The 20,088-nt window shown below is 53.8% G+C and carries 17 protein-coding genes; 10 read left to right on the forward strand and 7 right to left on the reverse strand.

The window, feature by feature from the left end; genetic code table 11:
* Positions 1–31: 31 nt before the first annotated feature.
* The 3 genes from AACY82_RS09185 to AACY82_RS09195 are packed head-to-tail and all read left to right on the forward strand — an operon-like array spanning position 32 to position 4,014.
* Positions 32–502, forward strand: a complete 471-nt coding sequence (locus AACY82_RS09185) for a copper chaperone PCu(A)C (protein WP_339616497.1) — start codon at positions 32–34, stop codon at positions 500–502.
* Between the two features lie 35 nt (positions 503–537).
* Positions 538–1,644, forward strand: coding sequence for a DUF2333 family protein (locus AACY82_RS09190; protein WP_339616498.1), 1,107 nt, complete (start codon positions 538–540; stop codon positions 1,642–1,644).
* An 18-nt stretch (positions 1,645–1,662) separates the two neighbouring features.
* Positions 1,663–4,014, forward strand: coding sequence for a DNA polymerase II (locus AACY82_RS09195; RefSeq protein WP_339616499.1), 2,352 nt, complete (start codon positions 1,663–1,665; stop codon positions 4,012–4,014).
* A 15-nt stretch (positions 4,015–4,029) separates the two neighbouring features.
* On the opposite strand, the gene AACY82_RS09200 is transcribed toward AACY82_RS09195, so the two are convergent.
* Positions 4,030–5,130, reverse strand: a complete 1,101-nt coding sequence (locus tag AACY82_RS09200) for a CAP domain-containing protein (RefSeq protein ID WP_339616500.1) — start codon at positions 5,128–5,130, stop codon at positions 4,030–4,032.
* Position 5,131: 1 nt separating this feature from the next.
* Between AACY82_RS09200 and AACY82_RS09205 the strand changes: the two genes are divergently transcribed.
* Positions 5,132–5,539, forward strand: a complete 408-nt coding sequence (locus AACY82_RS09205) for a hypothetical protein (RefSeq protein ID WP_339616501.1) — start codon at positions 5,132–5,134, stop codon at positions 5,537–5,539.
* A 152-nt stretch (positions 5,540–5,691) separates the two neighbouring features.
* Entirely contained in the window at positions 5,692–6,093 is a 402-nt protein-coding gene (locus AACY82_RS09210) for an SMI1/KNR4 family protein (protein WP_339616502.1), read from the forward strand.
* A 90-nt stretch (positions 6,094–6,183) separates the two neighbouring features.
* Here AACY82_RS09210 and AACY82_RS09215 read toward each other — a convergent pair whose 3' ends face one another.
* The 6 genes from AACY82_RS09215 to AACY82_RS09240 form a co-directional block, all read right to left on the reverse strand.
* Positions 6,184–8,274, reverse strand: coding sequence for a histidine kinase (locus AACY82_RS09215; protein WP_339616503.1), 2,091 nt, complete (start codon positions 8,272–8,274; stop codon positions 6,184–6,186).
* Between the two features lie 254 nt (positions 8,275–8,528).
* On the reverse strand, positions 8,529–10,364 hold the full coding sequence (locus AACY82_RS09220) for a hypothetical protein (protein WP_339616504.1): 1,836 nt from the start codon (positions 10,362–10,364) through the stop codon (positions 8,529–8,531).
* A gap of 99 nt (positions 10,365–10,463) precedes the next feature.
* Complete coding sequence (locus AACY82_RS09225) at positions 10,464–11,024, reverse strand: PA14 domain-containing protein (RefSeq protein ID WP_339616505.1); 561 nt, start codon at positions 11,022–11,024, stop codon at positions 10,464–10,466.
* Positions 11,024–12,517 (reverse strand): phospholipid carrier-dependent glycosyltransferase, encoded by a 1,494-nt coding sequence (locus tag AACY82_RS09230; RefSeq protein ID WP_339616506.1) that lies wholly within the window; start codon positions 12,515–12,517, stop codon positions 11,024–11,026. The genes AACY82_RS09225 and AACY82_RS09230 overlap by 1 nt, the downstream gene beginning before the upstream one ends.
* A gap of 208 nt (positions 12,518–12,725) precedes the next feature.
* Positions 12,726–13,895, reverse strand: a complete 1,170-nt coding sequence (locus AACY82_RS09235; protein ID WP_339616507.1) for an FAD-dependent oxidoreductase — start codon at positions 13,893–13,895, stop codon at positions 12,726–12,728.
* 183 nt (positions 13,896–14,078) lie between these two features.
* A complete protein-coding gene (locus AACY82_RS09240) occupies positions 14,079–14,405 on the reverse strand; it encodes a DUF1820 family protein (protein WP_339616508.1) in 327 nt (108 codons plus the stop codon).
* Positions 14,406–14,595: 190 nt separating this feature from the next.
* On the opposite strand from AACY82_RS09240, the gene miaB reads away from it, so the two are divergent.
* From miaB to lnt, 5 genes are all read left to right on the forward strand, one after another.
* Positions 14,596–15,954 (forward strand): tRNA (N6-isopentenyl adenosine(37)-C2)-methylthiotransferase MiaB, encoded by a 1,359-nt coding sequence (miaB, locus tag AACY82_RS09245; protein ID WP_339616509.1) that lies wholly within the window; start codon positions 14,596–14,598, stop codon positions 15,952–15,954.
* 166 nt (positions 15,955–16,120) lie between these two features.
* Positions 16,121–17,155, forward strand: coding sequence for a PhoH family protein (locus AACY82_RS09250; protein WP_339616586.1), 1,035 nt, complete (start codon positions 16,121–16,123; stop codon positions 17,153–17,155).
* Entirely contained in the window at positions 17,121–17,684 is a 564-nt protein-coding gene (gene ybeY / locus AACY82_RS09255; protein WP_339616510.1) for an rRNA maturation RNase YbeY, read from the forward strand. Before AACY82_RS09250 ends, ybeY begins: the two co-directional genes overlap by 35 nt.
* Positions 17,681–18,541 (forward strand): transporter associated domain-containing protein, encoded by an 861-nt coding sequence (locus tag AACY82_RS09260; protein ID WP_339616511.1) that lies wholly within the window; start codon positions 17,681–17,683, stop codon positions 18,539–18,541. The genes ybeY and AACY82_RS09260 overlap by 4 nt, the downstream gene beginning before the upstream one ends.
* Complete coding sequence (gene lnt, locus AACY82_RS09265; protein ID WP_339616512.1) at positions 18,538–20,076, forward strand: apolipoprotein N-acyltransferase; 1,539 nt, start codon at positions 18,538–18,540, stop codon at positions 20,074–20,076. Before AACY82_RS09260 ends, lnt begins: the two co-directional genes overlap by 4 nt.
* Positions 20,077–20,088: the final 12 nt, after the last annotated feature.

Genomic DNA, 20,088 nt, shown 5'->3' on the forward strand with positions numbered 1-20,088 from the left:
AAAAGTATCATTGTGAGCTGAGTGTCCAGAGATGCCAATAACCGTAAGATTTTTAGCTGTATTATTTGTGTTTGTTCTGTCGCCCGCCCACGCCGATCAAGCGCCACCAGCATCGGTCAAGGCAACGGAGGCCGTGGTGCAGTTGCCGATTCCCGGTACTCATAATAGTGCCGTCTTTATGCGATTGCACAATGTTGGCAAAACGCCTTTAACGCTGGTGGGGGTGAATACCACAGCGGCGGCAAAAGCGCAGCTACATTCGCACACCAGTGTTGATGGTATGATGCGGATGCGCCCCGTTGAATCGCTCGCCTTAGCCCCGGGGCAGACACAGGTGTTTGAATCGGGCGGTTATCACATCATGCTGTTTGACGTGCAGGCCGAGCTCGCCAGTGGCGATAGCGTCGATTTAATCCTCGAATTTGCCGGCGGCGCGACCAAAACTGTGCAAGCGGTTGCTAAGAGTCGATACGATAATGCCGACCATTCACATCATCACTGATGCCCCGATCGATCCCCAATAGGAGTGTGCCGATAATGGAAAGTCTAGGACGAACCTGGCGTAAGTTGACGCGCCGCAACAACTCGGTGAGTGACACATCGAGTGTCGATGAGGCGGAGACGACGAGTTCTGACAGCTCGGATGATGGCGAGCGCGGTTCAGCTCGCTGGGGCTGGTTATTGCTGCCGCTTGTGCTGCTGCTATTGGTATTGCTGGCGCTGGGGTGGTATTGGAGTTGGATGCCACCGAGCTTTAATGTTGGCGCTCGTGCCGAGGCCAAGCTGGAACAAATGAATCGCTCGCCAGTGGTAGGGGCGGCAACCACAATAACTTTAATGGAGGTCGCGGGAACTTTACTCGATAAGCCCGGTGGCTATCTTAGTAACGATGTTACCCCGCCTTCTTGGTGGTTGGATAACATGCCTAACTGGGAGTATGGCGTGTTGATTCAAGTTCGGGATATGAACAAGGCGATGCGTGAGGCATTTAGTCGCTCGCAATCACAATCGCTAGAAGATGAAGACTTGGCGCTGGCCGAATCGCGGTTTAACTTTAATAACGATAGCTGGCTGTTTCCGCCCTCGGAGAAGCAATATCGACAAGGTATTTCGCATTTGCAAGCCTATTTAGATCGGTTAACGGACCCTGCCAACCAAGATGCGCAGTTTTTTGCCCGTGCCGATAACTTACGTTATTGGTTGTCGACGGTGGAGACCCGGCTGGGTAACTTGTCGCAGCGCTTAAGCGCCAGCGTGGGGCAACAGCGGCTTAATACAGATTTGGCCGGTGACAGTGCTGCCAGTGCCGCAACCCCTAAACCACATGATAACTATGTGAAAACGCCATGGCTAGAGATAGACGACGTGTACTATGAAGCGCGGGGAGCTTCGTGGGCGCTAATGCATTTATTGCGTGCCGCGGAGAAAGACTTTTCGGATATTTTAGTTAAGAAAAACGCCTTGGTTAGTCTGCGGCAAATTATTCGTGAGCTGGAGGCCACCCAGCACACGATTTATAGTCCGATGATTTTAAATGGCAGTGGTTTTGGCATGCTGGCTAATCACTCGTTGGTGATGGCCTCGTATATTTCGCGCGCTAACGCCGCAATTATTAACTTGCGAGAGTTACTCGAGCAAGGTTAACCCTGTACTTGGCGCGCCATGTTTAACGCTTTTTTATTGACGCGCGGCTGGCGCGATACCCCCAAGGGGTTAGAGTTGGAGTTTTATTGGGTCACCGATTCGGGTGCGGTGTGCACCCGCTTTACTGAGCAAGAAGCCGTTTTTTTTATCGCTACCCGCAAGCTCTCGCAGGCGTTAGAGATCTTGCAACCATTGAGCGGTTGGCGCCACCGAGATTTACCCCTGAAAACCCGTGACGGCAAAGCGGTTTCCGCACTTTATTTTCGTACTATGGGGGGCGCCCGCGAAGCCGAAAAGCGTTTAACCTCGCACACTATCCCTTGCTGGGAGGCCGATATTCGCCCGCCCGAGCGTTTTTTGATGGAGCGTTTTATAACCGCGGCCGCTTGTATAGATGCGGTGCCCGGTAAGCCTCGCACATTGTTTAACCCCAAGCTCGCGCCCGCTGATTTTCGACCCAAGTTACGTTTGGCCTCCATTGATATCGAAACCACGATGGATGCCAAAACACTGTATTCCATCGGTGTTTATTCTGCGCAAACCCGCTGTGTGTTTATGGTGGCGGAGCAGACATCTACCCAGGTGCTAGACGATGGCACCAGCTTAATCGGGTGCGTGGATGAAAAGGCTTGTTTGCAAAAATTTCTCGCTTGGTTAAAGGAGGAAGATCCCGATGGCCTGATCGGATGGAATGTTGTGCAGTTTGATTTGTGGGTACTGTGCGACATTGCCGCACGCCTTAAGTTGGTGCTTGATATAGGGCGCGGTGGGGCGCGTCCATTTTGGCGGCAGGAAAAAGGTGAGGGCGGGCGCCGATTTGTGTCGATACCGGGGCGCGTCGTGCTCGACGGTATTGAGCTTTTAAAGCAGGCCAATTATCAGTTTGATAGTTTTGCGTTAAATAATGTTGCCGCCGAGTTGTTGGGTGAGGGTAAGTTGTTACACGGTGCTGATCGCGGCGAGGATATCACTCGGTTGTTTCATGCGGATAAGTCGGCGCTGGCGCGCTACAACCTAAAAGATTGTCAGCTCGTATGGGATATTTTTGCTCAGCAAGAGCTGCTGGAATTTGCGATAGAGCGCAGTCAGCTTACCGGCTTATTGCTTGATCGGATTGGCGGCTCGGTGGCGGCGTTTGAATACAGCTATTTGCCACGACTGCATCGCAACGGTTTTATTGCCCCTAACCTCGGAGAGCTGCGCTCGGACATTGTCAGCCCCGGTGGTTTTGTGATGGACTCCGACCCGGGAATATACCAACATGTTTTAGTGTTGGACTTTAAAAGCCTGTACCCAAGTATTATTCGTACGTTTTATATCGACCCCTGTGCTTTTTGGTGCGCCGAGCAATCGACGACTAAACGACACTTGGTGGCGGGATTTAACGGGGCATCGTTTGATCGCGATAAAGCAATTCTGCCGGATATGATTGAGTCTCTGTGGCAGGCGCGAGATCGGGCGAAAGCGCTCAACAATACGCCGTTATCTTACGCGATAAAAATTATTATGAACTCGTTTTACGGTGTGCTGGGCTCTACCGGCTGCCGCTTTTTTGACCCGCGGGTGGCCAGCTCTATTACTCTACGCGGGCACGATATTATTCAATCGAGTAAGCGCTGGATTGAGACTCAGGGTTATAAAGTGATTTATGGGGATACCGACTCGGTGTTTGTCTGGCTGTGTACAGATGCTCCGATGCCCGACGAGGAAGCCGCCGGCGTAGGTCGACATTTGGCCGAAGGATTAAATGTTTGGTGGCAAGAAAAGCTCCAGGATGAGTTTGGTATTGAAAGCGCTTTAGAAATTGAATTTGAAACTCACTATAAAAAGTTTTTAATGCCTACTGTGCGCGGCTCCGATGAGGGTAGCAAAAAACGTTATGCCGGGTTGGTGGGTAAGGCCGGTGCCGAAACGCTGGTGTTTAAAGGGTTGGAATCGGTGCGCACCGACTGGACATTGTTGGCGCGTGAGTTTCAACATGAACTGTACCGCCGGGTATTTGCCGACGAGCCCTATCAAGCTTATGTGCAGCAGTGTGTGCGCGCTTTGATGCTGGGCGAGAGTGACGATAAGCTGGTGTACAAAAAACGTTTGCGCCGACGCTTAAGCGATTATCAAAAAAATGTGCCGCCCCATGTGCAAGCTGCGCGCAAACAAAAAGAGTGGGGGCTGGGGGAGTTAAAGCGCGGCGATTGGGTCAGTTACGTGATTACCCTACAGGGCCCCGAGCCGGTCCCGGGGCGGCGCAGCGAGCTCGACTACGAGCACTACCGAACTCGGCAACTGGCCCCGGTGGCCGATTCTATTTTGTATTTTTTGAATGACTCGCTGGCAGCGATTACCGATCGGCAAATGTCGCTGTTCGGTTAATCGCCGCGGTTAGTGTTACCACACGGTTAGCTGGGCGTTTGTCCCGTTGATGATGATATCGAGCTTCTTGTTGCGATTATTCAGCGTGACTGAGTCGGTTGTCAGGCCGATATCGTCACCAAATGCGGCAACGTTGTAGGTGCCTTTGGTGCGCGCGATAGTGTATGCACCCGCAGCGCCGCTGGTCGTGCTGGCGTCGCCAACGCTTACGGTAACCCCTTCAACTCCTTCGCCGGCGCTGTAGCGGCCGTTGTTGTCGCTATCGCGATAGACCACCCCCGAGACAAAATAATCGCTGCCGTGACGCGCAAAATTTTGGCTGATCATCGAGCTGGGAAATGCGCCGGAGCTAAACGTAAACTCACCCGAACGCTGCCCAACGCCCAGCTCGCGGTAGCTTGCATTGAGAATATTTACCCGGTGACCGGGCGACTTGAATAGCCCTTGATGCTGACTAATGACCGCATTCACTGGGTCTGGGCGGCGGGATGCGCCGGATACGGAAATATTTTCGCCGGCGGTCCAGCTGCCGCTTAACGTATAGCCTTCGGCAGCAATGCGATCCGTTACGCTGCTGTTAGCTGCCCCGCTGTGAGAGAAAGTGTCGGTGTCGAGCATCCACTGGCTGTGGGTGCGTGCGGCGAACATCAATAGTTCGTTGTAGGCCAATGGTGGTCGCCGTTCGTTAGAGAGCGTGCCGGGCGTGAGGCCTTCGTTCAGGTCAATGCCAAAACGTGTGGCTTCGGCGCTGGGATTAAAGCGCGCTCGGTTGATCAGCTCGACCATTAAAGTTTCGGCGGCACTGACGCTAAGAGGAGCACTGGGCCGAGACGGGGTGGCGCTGACTCGCGCACTCGCATCGCTTTCCTTACCTGATCGCACCGCGGTTATGACAAAGTAATAAGTCGTGCCGTTATCCAGCCCGCTTACTGTAAAAGGTGGTTGCTCGGCTTGTTGCCAGTCGCCATCGCGATAGGCGCCAATATTGAGAGGGTCGAGGTTCGCCTCGGAGGCGAAAAAAACCAGATAACGATCGGCGTTATCGACCGCTTGCCAGTCCAATCGTACTTCGCGGTTGCCGGCACCTGCCTTGAGGTTGTCAGGGGCAGAGATCACATTGTCAGAACTAGAACTAGAACTAGAACTAGAACTAGAACTAGAACTAGAACTAGAACTAGAACTCGGCACGCTGCTGATTGGCGACGATGAGCTTGCCACGCTGGAGCTGCTAGGGGCAATTGATGAGCTTGACGAGGGTACGGTACTTGAAGTGCTGCTAGAGGTTACGCTAGACGTTTCGGAGCTTGCCTCGGATGCGGAGCTGCTGGTGTCGGTATCGTTGCTGCTACTTGAGTCGCTGTGGTCAAAGCTGCTGGAGCTGCTGTTAAGCTCTGGGGTGCTACTTTGCGAGCTGGCGTTATTGTCGCTCGGGCTGTTATCGCTTGCGCCCCCTGCTGAGCCGCCACAGGCGCTCAGCAGGCTAACAAGTAACGTAAGGGTAATGAGTTTCACGGGCTACACCTGATGGATAGAAGCTGTTTAGCGGCCTAGATTAGCGCTTTGGAAGACGCTAGACGTTTAACGAGCACGCAAAATTAGCCATTGACGCGGTGCTTGTTTGCCAGAGGTGACGGCGGTAGCATTGCTTACCTGCTGATTCGCAAAAATGAGATAACGATGGAAGACGTTTTAGATGAACTGCGCGAGCAGAATATCTCCGTTCCGGTACCGCTAGAGTTGCCTGATGAGGATAGCCTTGTGGTCGTGGAGGAGGAGTTATTGCTGTCGCTACCGAGAGATTTGCGCGACTACTTACTGCAAGCCAGTGATGTGGTCTACGGCTCGCTGGAGCCTGTAACGGCGGCCGATCCCTATGCTCATACCTATTTGCCCGAGGTGGCGGCGGTAGCATGGTCGCGCGGTATGCCGCGGCACTTGGTGCCGCTTTGTGAAGTGAACGGCCACTATTACTGTGTCGAGCCTGAGGGTGAGGTGCAATTTTGGCGCGATGGCGATGTCACTGATGAAACTTGGCCTTCGGTATGGCATTGGGTAAGGGATGTGTGGCTGGAGAGTTGACAAATAGCACGCTATTTACGCGAGCGACCTTTGCCCATAAAAAAACCGAGCCTGGCTCGGTTTTTTTATGGCGTGGATGAATACTTTGCGTTAGTAGAGACGCACAGCACCGGCGGCATCGGCCGTATTGTCGCTGGAGTCGGCCTCGGTACCTGTGCCGGCACCTGCCTCGCGATAAGCGCTGGCGGCTAAACGAGCGCCATCACCCGAGAGCGACAGAGCACGTCCCAGCCGATCCTGCGCGTCGCTTTCGGAAGCTTTAACATAGCTGCGTTGCGCCCATTCACCTGCCGAATCTCGACCGAACAGGTAAAGCGCGCCGCTGTTTTCGGCATTGTTGTCGGACTCGTCGCCATTGATACCGAGAGCGGCACTGTCTTCAAGGTAGGCGCCCACGGCTAAATAGCGGCCGTCGCCTGACAGCCGAACGGTGGTGCCGAAGGCGTCCTTTGGCCCTGGGTTGGAGGCTTTGATGTAGGTGGTTTGTTCCCAACCGTCGGTTAAGTTTTCAAAAATATAGGCAGCACCCGACTCTATAAAAGATACCATGTCGCTGGAAGCGTCGGAATCTAACTCGGTATAATCGGCCGGGTCGCCATTGACGCCTGTGGCTCGGCTACCGTCGCCAGGTGCCCCTACGGCTAGGCGCTTACCGTCGCTCGACAAGCTTACGCTGGTGCCAAAATATAAGTAACTGACGTAGCCCTCCTGTGAAAGAAGGCGCACAGAGTAGCCAGGTTTAATGTAAGCCGACTGCTCCCATTCAGTACCGCTGCGCGCAAAAGTAAATACCGCGCCTGAGTCGCCTTTGGGATTAACGTCAGTGGGAATTTCTTGGTTGACGCCATTGCCGGCAAAATCTTCACCCCGAGCGCCTACCGCTAGCGTATTACCGCTGTAGTCTAGGGCGACCGAGTAACCAAATCGATCGCCGGCGCTGGGTGTTTCGGCTTTAATATAAGCTTGCTGTGTCCAGTTGTTCTCGCTTTTGGTGAAAACGTAGACCGCGCCGGATGACGCTGTGCTAGGAGCATCAATGCTCTCGTCGCCATTGATACCCCCAGAACTGCTGTCTTCTCCAATAGCGCCTACCGCGAGGGTCTTGCCATCGCCGGAGAGGTTAAGGCTGTGACCGAAGCGATCACCCACAGTGGTACCAGAAACCGAACTGCTACTTGACGAGCTGCTGGAGCTGGACGAAGAGCTGCTGCTGGATGCTGTCTCTTCCTGCGGGGTGTTGGAGGCCTTCACGTAGGCGGCTTGTGACCAGTTGTTGTCGGTGCGTTCAAATAAATAAACGGCACCCGCATCCGATGCCGCGTTATTATCGCCATCACCGTTTATCCCAGTGGCGTTGCTGTCCTCGCGTAATGCGCCCACGGCGAGAGTGTTGCCGTCGTCGGACAGTGAAACTGAGTAACCAAAGCGGTCGTTGCGGAAGAGAAATTCGTTGCCGTCTTCGTCCTCGAAGGGTGCCTCAGTGTTAGAGGCTTTGAGGTAAGCTTGCTGTTGCCAGCTGCCGTCGACTTGAGTGAATACATACACAGCCCCCGCGGCGAAGGTGGTGTTGTCGGCTTGGTCGCCATTAATACCCTGTGCCATTGAGTCCTCTTGTGGTGTGCCCACGGCGAGGGTGGTGCCGTCGTTTGATAGGTCTAGGCTCCAGCCAAACCAATCGCTCGTTTCCGTATTAGAGGCTTTGAGGTAACCGATGGTGCTCAGCATGGCGTCTATCGCGACGGCCTCATTGGAGTTACTGCAATCCGAGGCGCTGCTGCAGGCTTCAACCATATAACGCGCTTCTGGCCAGTTGGCGAGATGAACGCTGACGTGGTCAAAAGCCTCAGGGCTGGTTAGGTCGCCCCCTACTTGACTAAAGCCGCTGGCGCCGTCTGGATCTTTGTACAAACGGTAAAAGCTGGTGTCTGCGACTTCGTCCCAGTAAATGCGCAACGTCCCGGTACCTGTACCTTCAATATTAATGTCGGGCCATTCGCTGGCAGAGCTAGAGGATGAGCTACTGCTGCTAGAACTGCTGGATGAGCTGCTCAATACACTGCTGGAGCTGGAGGACTGGTCGTTATCATCATCGTCGCTACCACAGCCGACCAGCGTTAAAGTCGCCATCAGACAGGGTAATAGGCTAAGTTTTTTAACCGCGTGCAGAAGCTCGTAACTCATTCAATAGATCCTGAAGTTTATCGTGTGCGGGGATTCTGTCCGGCCCTGACAGGTGTGTCAATGCAAAGGCGGAAATTAAGCGATGTGCCAATCTTGTTAGTATCCCATAAAAAGCGGCTGTTTTGACCATCAGGATAGTCGCCGGTTCCTCGAGTGCAGTGATACTCGTTATCTGCTGGGGCGTACAACGCTAAAAGCTGTGCAAGAGCCTGCGAGGGCTTTTGCACAGCTTTTGAACGCGCGGCTCCAGCGATCTAGTAAAGGTATACAGCACCGCTGTCGGTGACGCTGTTGTCGCTGCTATCGCCGGTAGTATCAGTGCCCTTGCCGTCTTCACCGGAGGCGGTGACTGCGAGGGTTTGGCCGTCCCGGGTTAATACCAAGGTTCGGCCAAAGGTATCGTTGGCATCGGTATTACTGGATTTTATATAATTACCCAGCTGCCAACTGCTGCCATTGTGCTGGTAGAGGTATGCCGCACCAGCGCTGGGGGCGAGGTTGTTGTCCCAGTCAGTGCCGATCGCTTGCGCGTCAGAGTCGTCCCGCGGTGCACCGGCGGCTAACACAGTGCCGTCGCCGGATAAGGCCACCTGCCAACCGAACAGATTGTCCTCGTCGTTGGCCTCAGCTTTTATGTAGGCCTGTTGTTGCCAGCTGCCGTCAAACGCAAACAGGTAGGCGGCGCCAGAATCGGCCTCACCAATAGTCGTGGCGTCGGCATCAAGCCCGGATCCAGCGCCATCTTCATAGGGGGCGCCAACCGCAAGGCGGCTGCCATCGGCCGAGAGGGCAAGGCTTAAACCGAACTCGTCGTTCATGCCGGGAGTGGCGGCTTTAATGTAATCGGTATGGCCCCAGCCTGCATCGGTATAGCGCAAAATATGCACGGCGCCAGAGCTGCGGGCTTTGAAGTCTTCCTCGTCGCCATTAATACCACCACTGCTGGAGTTATCGCCCGGAGAGCCCACTGCTAATAGGTTACCCTCGTCGGCAAAGGCTAGTGCGTAACCGAAACGTGAAGGGGTAGTTTCGTAGCACTCAATGCTTGGCGGACGCGGGTCAAAGCACGGTGAGTCGTGCCAGGATTTGGTGCTGGGTTTGATGTAGGCTTGCTGGTTCCAGTCCTCGTCCGAAAGGTCGAACACATAAACGGCGCCAGCCAAGTCGACACTATTATCATCCTGGTTGCCATTTACACCGGCGGCGTTACTGTCTTCGTAGGGTGCGCTGGCTGCGAGTCGTGAGCCGTCAGCTGACAGTGCCACTCGCACCCCAAAGAAGTCTTGTTTTTCGGCGTTGGATGCCTTGATGAGTGCTTGCTGCTGCCAGTTGCTATTGGTGTTTTGATAGACATAGACGGCACCCGAATCGGCGAGAGAGTTGTCCTCTGCCGCCGCACCTTTAGCGCTGTCTTCATAAGGGGCGCCAACAGCGAGTGTCGCCCCATCGTCTGACAACCCCAGCGAGTAGCCAAACAGGTCATCCTCGCCCATATCGGGTGATGGGTTGTTCAGGGTTTGGCTTAGTTGCCAGCCCGAATCGCTGGCTTGAAATATAAATACGGCGCCACTGTTGGTGCCAGCGTCTTCGGCGATGTCAAACCGGGGGGCGCCCACGGCGAGTGTTGTGCCGTCGGCAGAGGCTGCCATGGCAAAGCCAAAAGTGGCTTTCTGTTGTGGCGCGCCCGCTTTTAGATAACCGATGGCACCGGCTACTTGGTCGTCTAGGTAAATGTCTTCGCTGGCGGTGCAGCCTTGACTGTTACAGGCCTCGACAATAAAACGTCCGTCTGTCCAGTTGGTGAGATGGGCCGCGAGAGGCGCGGTAAATTCTGTGCCGTTTACTTGTCCGCTAATATCGCTAAAACCAGTATTGCCGTCAGGGTCTTGTGACACTTTGTAGTAATCGGCCCCGCTCACGCTATTCCAGCTGAGTGTCAGCGCCTTTGGCGCAACACTGGCGCTAGCGGTAGGTGCCTCTGGGGCTTGGCCGTGATCGTCATGGTCGTCGCTACCACCGCAGCCTGCCGCGAGTAATGCGCCACCGATGCTCAGCCATAAAGCCGTGCGGGGAAAAAGTTGCTTGGACATGCTTCACTCCGGTCGTTATCAGTTTCATTGTGTCACTTTAAGGTAACCAGAGGGTCGGCCTTGTACCAGCTGTAATTTGTTAAAAATATTTACCCCTTGTTACTTTGTTGGTGGGTGATAGCTAATACCTTTAATGTCCTCGCCCCAAAACCTCAGTTTGCTGACACCCTCCGGCGCGGCTTTGAAGGTTAGCCCGGCATTACCGTAACCCTGAAAGTAGCGCAGGGTTAACTGATGCTGACCAGCGTTAAGTGGTTGCATGCAGGTGTTGCGCTGAAACGGGCGGTCGCGCTTGTGCTCGCAGATGATGTTGCCATCGATTTCCAGTTGATAACCGTCATCGCTGCCGACTTCAAAGCGATAGCGGGATGCCTTTGTCACCTCAAACTGGGTGTTAATATCGGCATAGAAGTACTCACTCCAGCCTAAGATACCTAGAGTTGGGTGTTTAAAGTGGTTGTCGGCATTGAACTCGACGCGGTCAATCAAGTGGGTGCGGGTATAGGATATGTGACGCGCCTGATCAATCCGGTTGATTTGGCCGTTACTTTTGCTCAGTACCATCGTCAATACTGGGTCAACAGATGGCGGAATGAGCTTGTTGACCGTGAGAGCTATAAGCAATGCGAGCGCCACAGAGAAAACCGTATTCTTAAGCATTAGCGCACCACCTGTAACTTCCAGTAAGCAAACCAGTTTCTTGTTTCAAACTGAGCTTCGGTTAACTCCCAACTGTAGGTAAAAGGGGCAAATACAAAGAACACACCCACCACAAATGCGACCAGTACGGTTAGATTAATATAGGTGTGGCGACTTGATGCCATCAGTTGTTCGCGGAAGATATAACTAAACACCAACGCCAAATTAATAATGCCAAACAGCAGCGGTACTAAATAGTGGTACATGTACATCACCCGCTCGATCTGCAAAATAGCGATCATGTAGCTGACGTATAAACCGGAAAACGTACAAATCCAATAAAACAAGGCGTTGTCTTTGACGGGGTTATTGTAAATAAAACGGCTAATTACTAGTCCGATAGACAAAATGACACCGACCAGCACGCTAAACCACACCACAGGGTTGGCTACTAGGTTGTGATAGCGAACATAGGTTGTGCCATCGAGGGTGCGTTTTGACCAGCGGTAATTGATGGTTTTGGTGGCCAGAGGCCAGCCGATGGCAGCACTGCCGTTTTCACCATCTTTACACACATCCAGCCTCGGTACGCCATCGGCGTAGTTGGACATATATTTAAGATTGTCCTGCATGGCGATGACGAACGTACTTGGGGCCCATGTGTTGCCCGCTTTTATTTGTGCCTGATATTCACTGCTGGCACTGTAATTTTTGTGGGGCGGTATTTTTTGGCCCAAGCCGATGTGAATGTAAAAAATCGCCAAAAATGTCAGTGCGAGCGGTATTACCCCGGCGGGTACGGTGGTGGCTAAACGTTTGAGCAAGGCGACAAGATCAAAGGCTTTAATGGCGTGCCATTGGTCGACGCCGTAAACCAATACAAACAATAGCAACAATACTAGGGCGTTAACTTTAACCGCCACCGCCAGACCGATCAAAACCCCCAGTAGCGCGTATTGCGTAAGCTTGGGGCCCTTTTCTAACGTTACAATACGCACCGCGTAATAAATCGCGGCTAGAATAAAAAATAGCTGGATGCCTTCGAGCATCGCTGAGCGGGCGTGTATCACCAGCGCATTATCAAAAATCAAAAAGCAGCAAAAGGCTAACGCTACATGAGAGTTGTGGGTGGTGCGCCGAATAATGCCAAACATAAACAGTACCGACAGCGCCATCAATACCGTAGAGGGGAGGCGAAAGCCGTAGTAGCTGATGCCGCCGTCAGGCATATGGTTATCGCGGACGTAATCGGTGCGGGTGAATTTTGTCTTGTCTTTATCCGCGTTAGCCCCCAACAGTTTTTCGCTGGCGGCCATCAGCAATTTGCCTAGCGGTGGGTGGGGCTCCATGTACATGACGCCTTCGATGTACTTCTCGGCGGAGGAAATATGGTAATTCTCATCCCAAAAAAGTGCGTTCGGCTGACCGTAACCCGTGAGGTAAACCGCTCCCGATACGATCAGCAGTAGCAATAAATAAAGGCGATTAAGGTGGTGTTTGACGAATGAGCGCATAACAGAAACTTAAACCGTTGTTGATATTCTGCGTTATTGAAAATTTATTTTTATGGTCTCAGGCTGCGTGCCCGTTAATCGGTACGGCGGCATTTGCGAGCCAATCATACCGCAATGCGTCACGTCTGTCTGGCACCCGGACACACTTTGCGCGCGGATACGCAGAGGGCCTTGTTGGCATCTATGGCTCGCGCTGTTTTATTGCCTGTTAATGGATTGGTGTTAGCGCAAGATCTCGGGTGTCTGCTTGTCGTGTGCGTGTTGGGAGCCGCGGCGTTATTTGCTTGAGCACTTGCTCCGCGGTCGCGCGGTAGGTTGTCAGTTTGCCGCCCATTAGAGTGAACACACGATTATGTGGCTCAGGCCCCAGCTCCATAATGGATTCACGGCTGCGACCAAAAGCTTGGCCGGTGGTGCGTGGCAGCACCCGCAAACCAGCAAAACTCTCGGCGCTGCTGGGCAGTAGGTGCTGCTCGGGAAAGTAGTGTTTCAGAACATTTAGCAGGTAGTGCATTTCACTGGGATGACAGTGGGCCTCGGCCGGGTCGCCAGTGTGAGGTGTTTCGGTGGTGCCGATTAGCAATTTACCTTGCCAGGGCAGGGCAAACACGGCGCGGCCATCGCTGGGCGATTCCAGATAGTAGTGGTGCTGCAAGACTGGTGGCAATAGTAAGTGGGCCCCCTGAATTAGCTCCACCTCGGGCAAGGTGGGGGTGGGGGTGATTCGCCGGTTAACCTCGCTCGCCCAGGGGCCTGCGCAGTTGACCAGCATTGCTACCCGCGCTTGCTGTTCGCGACCATTTAGCAGGTAACGTAGGTCGCAGTGCTCAGGTGTTGTTTCGGCGCCCACAAACGTGGCGGGCATGGCGAGCTCTGCCCCCAATTGCTGGGCCGACTGCACCACTGCTGCGGTGAGCGCGCGGTCATCGGTTTGCGCCTCTTGGTAGCGGAACACGGCTTTTAGACCGTCGGGTTTGATACCGTCAAGCTCGGGCCACTGGCTTTTGTGAAGGCGCGAGAACTGTGTGGTCTGATCAAAACCGCTGAGCAGTCGGTACAGGCTTAGGCCTGCCATGATCGTCAAGGGCGAGCGCTGCGAGTCGCGATACACAGGTATATGCAGTGGTGCCAGCTTGACCAGATCGGGTGCCAATTTTAAAAGTAACGCGCGCTCTTGCAGAGATTCTCGCACCAGTGAGAATTGCGCACTCTCTAAGTAGCGTAAGCCGCCGTGGATCAGCTTGCTAGAGCTGCGCGAGGTAGCGCAAGCGATGGCCGTTTGCTCTAGTAGCAAAACTTTGTAACCGGCGGCCGCCGCCGCTTGCGCCACGCCAGCGCCGCTGATACCAGCACCTATTATTGCAATATCATAATCCATTGAGCGCCCCTAATGATGCGTTATGGGCGACCGACGGCCGCGCCAAGGTTGTGCGTTAAGCGTAAGCTAAAGGGGGTGGCGAGTAAATCGTGGTAAAAGAAGGTGCCGCCGAGCGCGCCTGCAAAAGGTGGCGGGTGTTTTGGCCCCTTAGCGGCGATGTTGGAGCTCGACCAAGGACTTGGGCTAGTCGCCGCTGGGTATCATGCCGCCGTAAGGGAAGGGTGTCACGGTAGCGCCTTTGGACTCGCGCACTTTGGCTTCACCTTCTTTTTCGACTTCGTCGATACGAATAATAGAGTGCATAGGGATATACGAGCGCTTAACGCCGGCAAATTCGCCTTTTAGCTTTTCTTCACCCGGATCTACCAGTAATTGGCTGCGCTCGCCAAAGACAAACTCTTCTACCTCAATAAAGCCGTACATGTCGCTTTGATAAATGGCGCGTGCAAAGACCTCAAAAATTTGATCTTGGTTGTGGAAGATGACCTTGTAGATGGGTTTGCCGATCATAGTGCCTCGATGGTGTGACGTTGCTGCGATTCCGGCGGTTACCGGGGGCGCGAAGAATAGCATATTCTGGCTAAATGCCAACAAAATTGCACAAAAAATAGCCGCTTTTTGCGGTTAAGCTCTGTGAATTGCGAGGTGAGATGGCTATAATGCGCTCCCAAATTTATCGTCCCGCAAAGGTTTTCAGCGAATGTCAGCAACCGAGACACCGGTTAAAAAGCTCTATATCAAGACCCACGGCTGCCAGATGAATGAGTATGATTCATCGCGTATGCGCGACTTACTGGGTGATTCCCACCAGATGGTGGCGACCGAGAACCCGGAAGAGGCCGACGTCCTGCTGATCAACACCTGCTCGATTCGCGAGAAAGCCGCCGACAAGCTGTTTCATCAGCTGGGCCGCTGGAAGCAGCTTAAAGAGAAGAACCCCGATATGATTATCGGTGTGGGCGGCTGTGTGGCGAGCCAAGAGGGTGCGGCCATCGCCGAGCGCGCGCCGTTTGTCGATTTGATTTTTGGCCCGCAAACCTTGCACCGCTTGCCCGAGATGATCGAGCAACCCCGTGACAACGGCGCTGTGGTGGTGGATATCAGCTTTCCCGAGATTGAAAAGTTCGACCGCTTGCCGCAGCCCGATGCCGATGGCGTGAGCGCGTTTGTCTCGATTATGGAAGGCTGCTCAAAGTACTGCACCTTTTGCGTGGTGCCTTACACACGCGGTGAAGAGGTCAGCCGGCCAATGGCCGACGTGATGGCCGAGGTGGTTCACCTGGCCGGCCAAGGTGTGCGGGAAATTAACCTGCTGGGGCAAAACGTTAACGCCTATCGCGGTGAGTCTGACGATGGCATTGTCGATTTGGCCGAATTGATCACTTATGTGGCGGCGGTGGATGGCATTGACCGCATTCGTTTTACCACCTCGCATCCGGTGGAGTTTTCAGACTCACTGATTGACGTTTACGCCGAAGTGCCCGAGCTGGTGAGTCATTTGCACTTGCCGGTGCAAAGCGGTTCCGATCGCATCTTGATGGCAATGAAGCGCGGCCACACGGCGCTCGAGTACAAATCTAAAATGCGTCGTATACGTGCGCATCGGCCTAACATCAGCTTTTCGTCTGACTTTATTATCGGTTTTCCCGGTGAGACCGAAGACGACTTTGAAAAAACCATGAAGCTGATTGCCGACATTGGTTTTGATATGTCTTTTAGCTTTATTTACAGTGCGCGGCCCGGCACTCCAGCGGCTGATTTGACCGATGACACCCCGATGGAGACCAAAAAGCAGCGCCTGAAAATTCTACAGGATCGCATCACCCAGCAATCGCAGCAGATTAGCCGCCATATGGTGGGTAATACCGAGCGAGTGTTGGTCAGTGGTTACAGTAAAAAAGATCCCGGTCAGTTGTCGGGCCGCACAGAAAACAACCGCGTGGTGAATTTTCGCGCCGATAACCCGGCGCTGATTGGTAAGTTTGCCGATATTCGCATCGACGTCGCGCTGCCCAACTCGCTGTTGGGCACCCTTATCAGCTCTGAGCTGGATGAGTAGTCGGGCAATTGCGCGGTCGCCGAGGTAGGTATAACCGGCAGTTTTTTAACTGACTTTGCTAATAAGCAAATGACCGGTTACTTGCCTTCCCTCGGCGGCGCGAATGGTTTACGCTTTGTTTAATGAACGCGAGAAGAGTGCTGACACATCCTTGAATAAACACGTCATCCCCGATTCCTCTCAGGTTACCTGTGAGGTCACCTTGGAGCCCAACGATAACCGTCGTCTCGCCAGCCTGTGTGGTCAGTTTGATCAACATCTGCGTCAGATCGAAAATCGTCTTGATATCGACATTCGCAATCGTGGCAACCAGTTTGCACTGGTGGGTGATCGCGGTGTCACGGCGGCTGCCGCAGCGGTACTGCGCCAGCTGTACCGCGAGACTGACAACGGTGAGCTCACCCCCGATGAAATTCACCTCGCCCTGCAAAGCGCGGGCATAGAGGAACTTATGCAAGAACAAAGTTTGTCCGATACGTTAGTCGACGAAGAGGACGACGGTCAGCCAGTTCCGGCTGGCACCGTGCTGATCCGCACCAAAAAAGCCACTATCAAACCTCGTGGCGCCAACCAGCAGCGCTATGTGCGTGCCGTGCAAACCCACGATATTAACTTTGGCGTGGGCCCAGCTGGCACCGGTAAAACCTATTTGGCGGTAGCGTGCGCGGTCGAGTCACTGCTGCGTGACGATGTCGAACGCATTTTGTTGGTGCGTCCGGCGGTCGAGGCCGGCGAAAAACTCGGCTTTTTACCAGGCGACTTGGCGCAAAAGGTCGATCCTTACTTGCGCCCCTTGTACGATGCGCTGTTTGAAATGCTCGGCTTTGAAACCGTAGGCAAGTTGTTGGAGCGCGGTGTTATTGAAGTGGCGCCGCTCGCGTATATGCGCGGTCGCACACTGAACAACTCGTTTGTGATTTTGGACGAAAGCCAAAATACCACCTGCGAACAAATGAAGATGTTTTTGACCCGTCTTGGGTTTGGCTCGACAGCGGTGATTACCGGCGATCCGTCGCAGATCGATTTGCCGCGCGGGCAAAAATCTGGCCTGAAGCATGTTATCGAGGTGTTAGACGGCGTAGAGGGCATTAGCTTCACTCACTTTGGTGCTAAAGACGTGGTGCGTCACCCATTAGTGCAAAGAATCGTGCAGGCGTACGATGTCTATGAGCAAGCCAACCCGTCGGATGATAGGCGCTAATCAGATGAGCAGCGTTCAGGTAGATGTCGATATACAAGTCGACGCTGAGGCCGTCCCCGGCGAAGACGAGGTACACCGATGGGTCACGGCTGCTTTGCGCGATGAGCGCGAGGTAGCCGAAGTCAGTGTTTGTATCGTCGATGCGGCCACCAGTGCCGATCTCAATCACCGCTATCGCGGTAAAAATTACCCCACCAACGTCTTGTCCTTTCCCGCCGACTTACCTGCCGAACTGGGTCTGCCTTTACTGGGCGACTTGGTTGTATGCGCGGAGGTCGTCGCGCGCGAAGCGGCCGAGCAGGGTAAGGCCGCCAACGCCCATTGGGCCCATATGCTTGTGCACGGCACCTTGCATTTGCTAGGTTACGATCACCAGGACGATCAAGAGGCCGAGGCTATGGAGGCGCTGGAAACCGACATTGTGACAACCCTTGGTTTTGCGGCGCCCTACACCGAAATCAGTCAGGGCAACTCTCAGTCGCCCACCCCAAAATCTATATCGCCCACACAGGAATCAACAGTGCCATGACGGACGACCCATCGAGTAGCAGCGTTACACGCACGCAAGAGCGCTCTTGGTTAGAACGATTACTACATTCGTTTTCTACTGAGCCCAAGTCGCGCGATGATTTGCTCGAAATCATTAAAGACGCGGCCGAGAATAAATTGTTGGATCAAGAGGCGCTTAACATTATTGAGGGCGCACTGGACGTATCCAGCCTGCAAGCGCGCGAAATTATGATCCCGCGCACGCAAATTGTGGCCGTTAAGCTCGACGATACTCCGCAAGAATTTCTGCCTAAAATCATCGAGTCCGGCCACTCGCGGTTTCCGGTGATCGGCGATTCGATCGACGATATTAAAGGTATTTTGCTGGCTAAAGATTTGCTGCGCATGATGCTGGAAGGAACCACCGATTTTAGCCTAGATAGTATTATCCGCACGGCCAACATCGTTCCCGAGAGCAAACGCGTCAATGTCCTGTTGCGCGAGTTTCGCGAGCAGCGTTATCACATGGCGCTGGTGATTGATGAATACGGTGGTATTTCGGGCCTGATTACCATTGAAGATATTCTTGAAGAAATCGTCGGAAATATTGAAGATGAGACTGACGAGGAAGTTAGCGATGAGCTGATAAAGCGTGTTAGTGATACCGATTATGTGATTAAAGCACTGACACCGATTGATGATTTTAACGATTACTTTAATGCCGGCTTAAGTGATGAAGACTTCGATACCATGGGTGGTATTTTAATGCAGTCGTTTGGGCACTTGCCTAAACGCAATGAAGTTACCGAGATCGACGGTTTTACCTTTCGCGTGCTCTACGCCGATAACCGACAAATTCATTTAGTCCGTTTAACCGTTGGCGCCTCTGACACTTGATCAGCACTGAAACGATTATAACCGGCCAGGTAAGGCGCGGGCTCAACCGGTTGCGCAGCTACAATGCTGCCGCCGCCGCACTGGTGGCCGGTGCTTTACAGCCACTGGCGCTGGCGCCTTTCAACCTGTGGCCGCTGGCGCTGGTTGGTCTGGGTATATTCTCCCTGTTGTTATTTAAAGTCACGCGCCGCCGCGCCGCTTTGGTGGCGGGGAGTTTTGGCGTCGGCTTATACGGCGTGGGAGTGTCGTGGATTTACGTCGCCATCCATCAGTTTGGCGGTGCGTCTATGCTGTTGGCGGGCTTGCTTACCCTTGTGTTTGTGCTGGCGATGGCGGCGATTTACGCGGCGCCGTTTATTTTAAGTTACAAAATTCTAGGTTACGGGCGTCTTGGTATCCTTATGGTGTTTCCCGCCTGCTGTTTGCTGGGCGAGTGGTTGCGCTCTTGGTTGTTGACGGGCTTTCCTTGGTTGTACACCGGTTACGGACATATCGATACCCCGCTGTCGGGTTGGGCCCCTTTGTTGGGGGTGATGGGGGTTGGCTATCTCGCGACTTTTAGTGCCGCCACGGTAGCGGGTTGGTGTTTCTTTGTTAGACCCTCGGGCAATTTAATCGTCGCCACTGTTATGGTGGTGGGCATTTGGTTTACCGGCTGGCAGCTGCAAGGTGTGCAGTGGGCGCGCGTGAATCACGATGCCCCCATTTCCGTGGCGATGGTTCAGCCCAATATTGCCCAAGAAGTAAAGTGGGATCCAGCCCACGCCCAGCCGACCCTTGAGCGGTTGCAACACTTAAGCGAGCCGCTCTGGGGCGCCGACTGGTTGATCTGGCCCGAAGCGGCGGTGCCGTTAACCTATCATCGGGCGCTGGATTTTTTAAATACCGTTAGCCGGCGCGCGAGCGAAACCGATACCGGCTTGATTACCGGCATTATCTACGATGATCAGCAACAACGGCGCTATTACAACTCACTGGTGGGGTTGGGGGACGCGCTGGGTATTTATCACAAGCGTCGTTTAGTGCCGTTTGGTGAGTATGTGCCACTGGAGCAATGGCTGCGCGGTTCTATCGAGTTTTTTGACCTGCCGACCTCCTACATTAACATTGGCCCCGATCATCAAAGTGGGTTGGCGGTTAATGGCATTGCCATCGCCCCGACCATTTGCTACGAGGTGGTGTATCCATCGCTGGTGGCGAAAAGTGCCCACAACAGCAATGTGTTAATGACGGTGAGTAACGATGCTTGGTTTGCCGACTCGATCGGTCCGCTACAACACTTGCAGATGGCACAAATGCGCGCACTGGAAACCGGTCGTTATATGATTCGCAGTACCAACAATGGTGTGAGTGCGATTGTCGACCCCAGCGGAGACGTCGTGGCGAAAACCCGGCAGTTTGTGGCGACTACTCTGGCGGGCACTGTTTATCCGGCTTATGGCCAGACGCCTTTTATGCGCTGGGGCAGTGGCCCTTCGGTGATTTTAGCGTTGTTGTTATTGATTGGCGTGTACAGCGCCCGGCGGCGTTTTTAATGACCCAAGGTG

The sequence above is a fragment of the uncultured Gilvimarinus sp. genome, from assembly GCF_963972205.1.
GTDB lineage: Bacteria > Pseudomonadota > Gammaproteobacteria > Pseudomonadales > Cellvibrionaceae > Gilvimarinus > Gilvimarinus japonicus.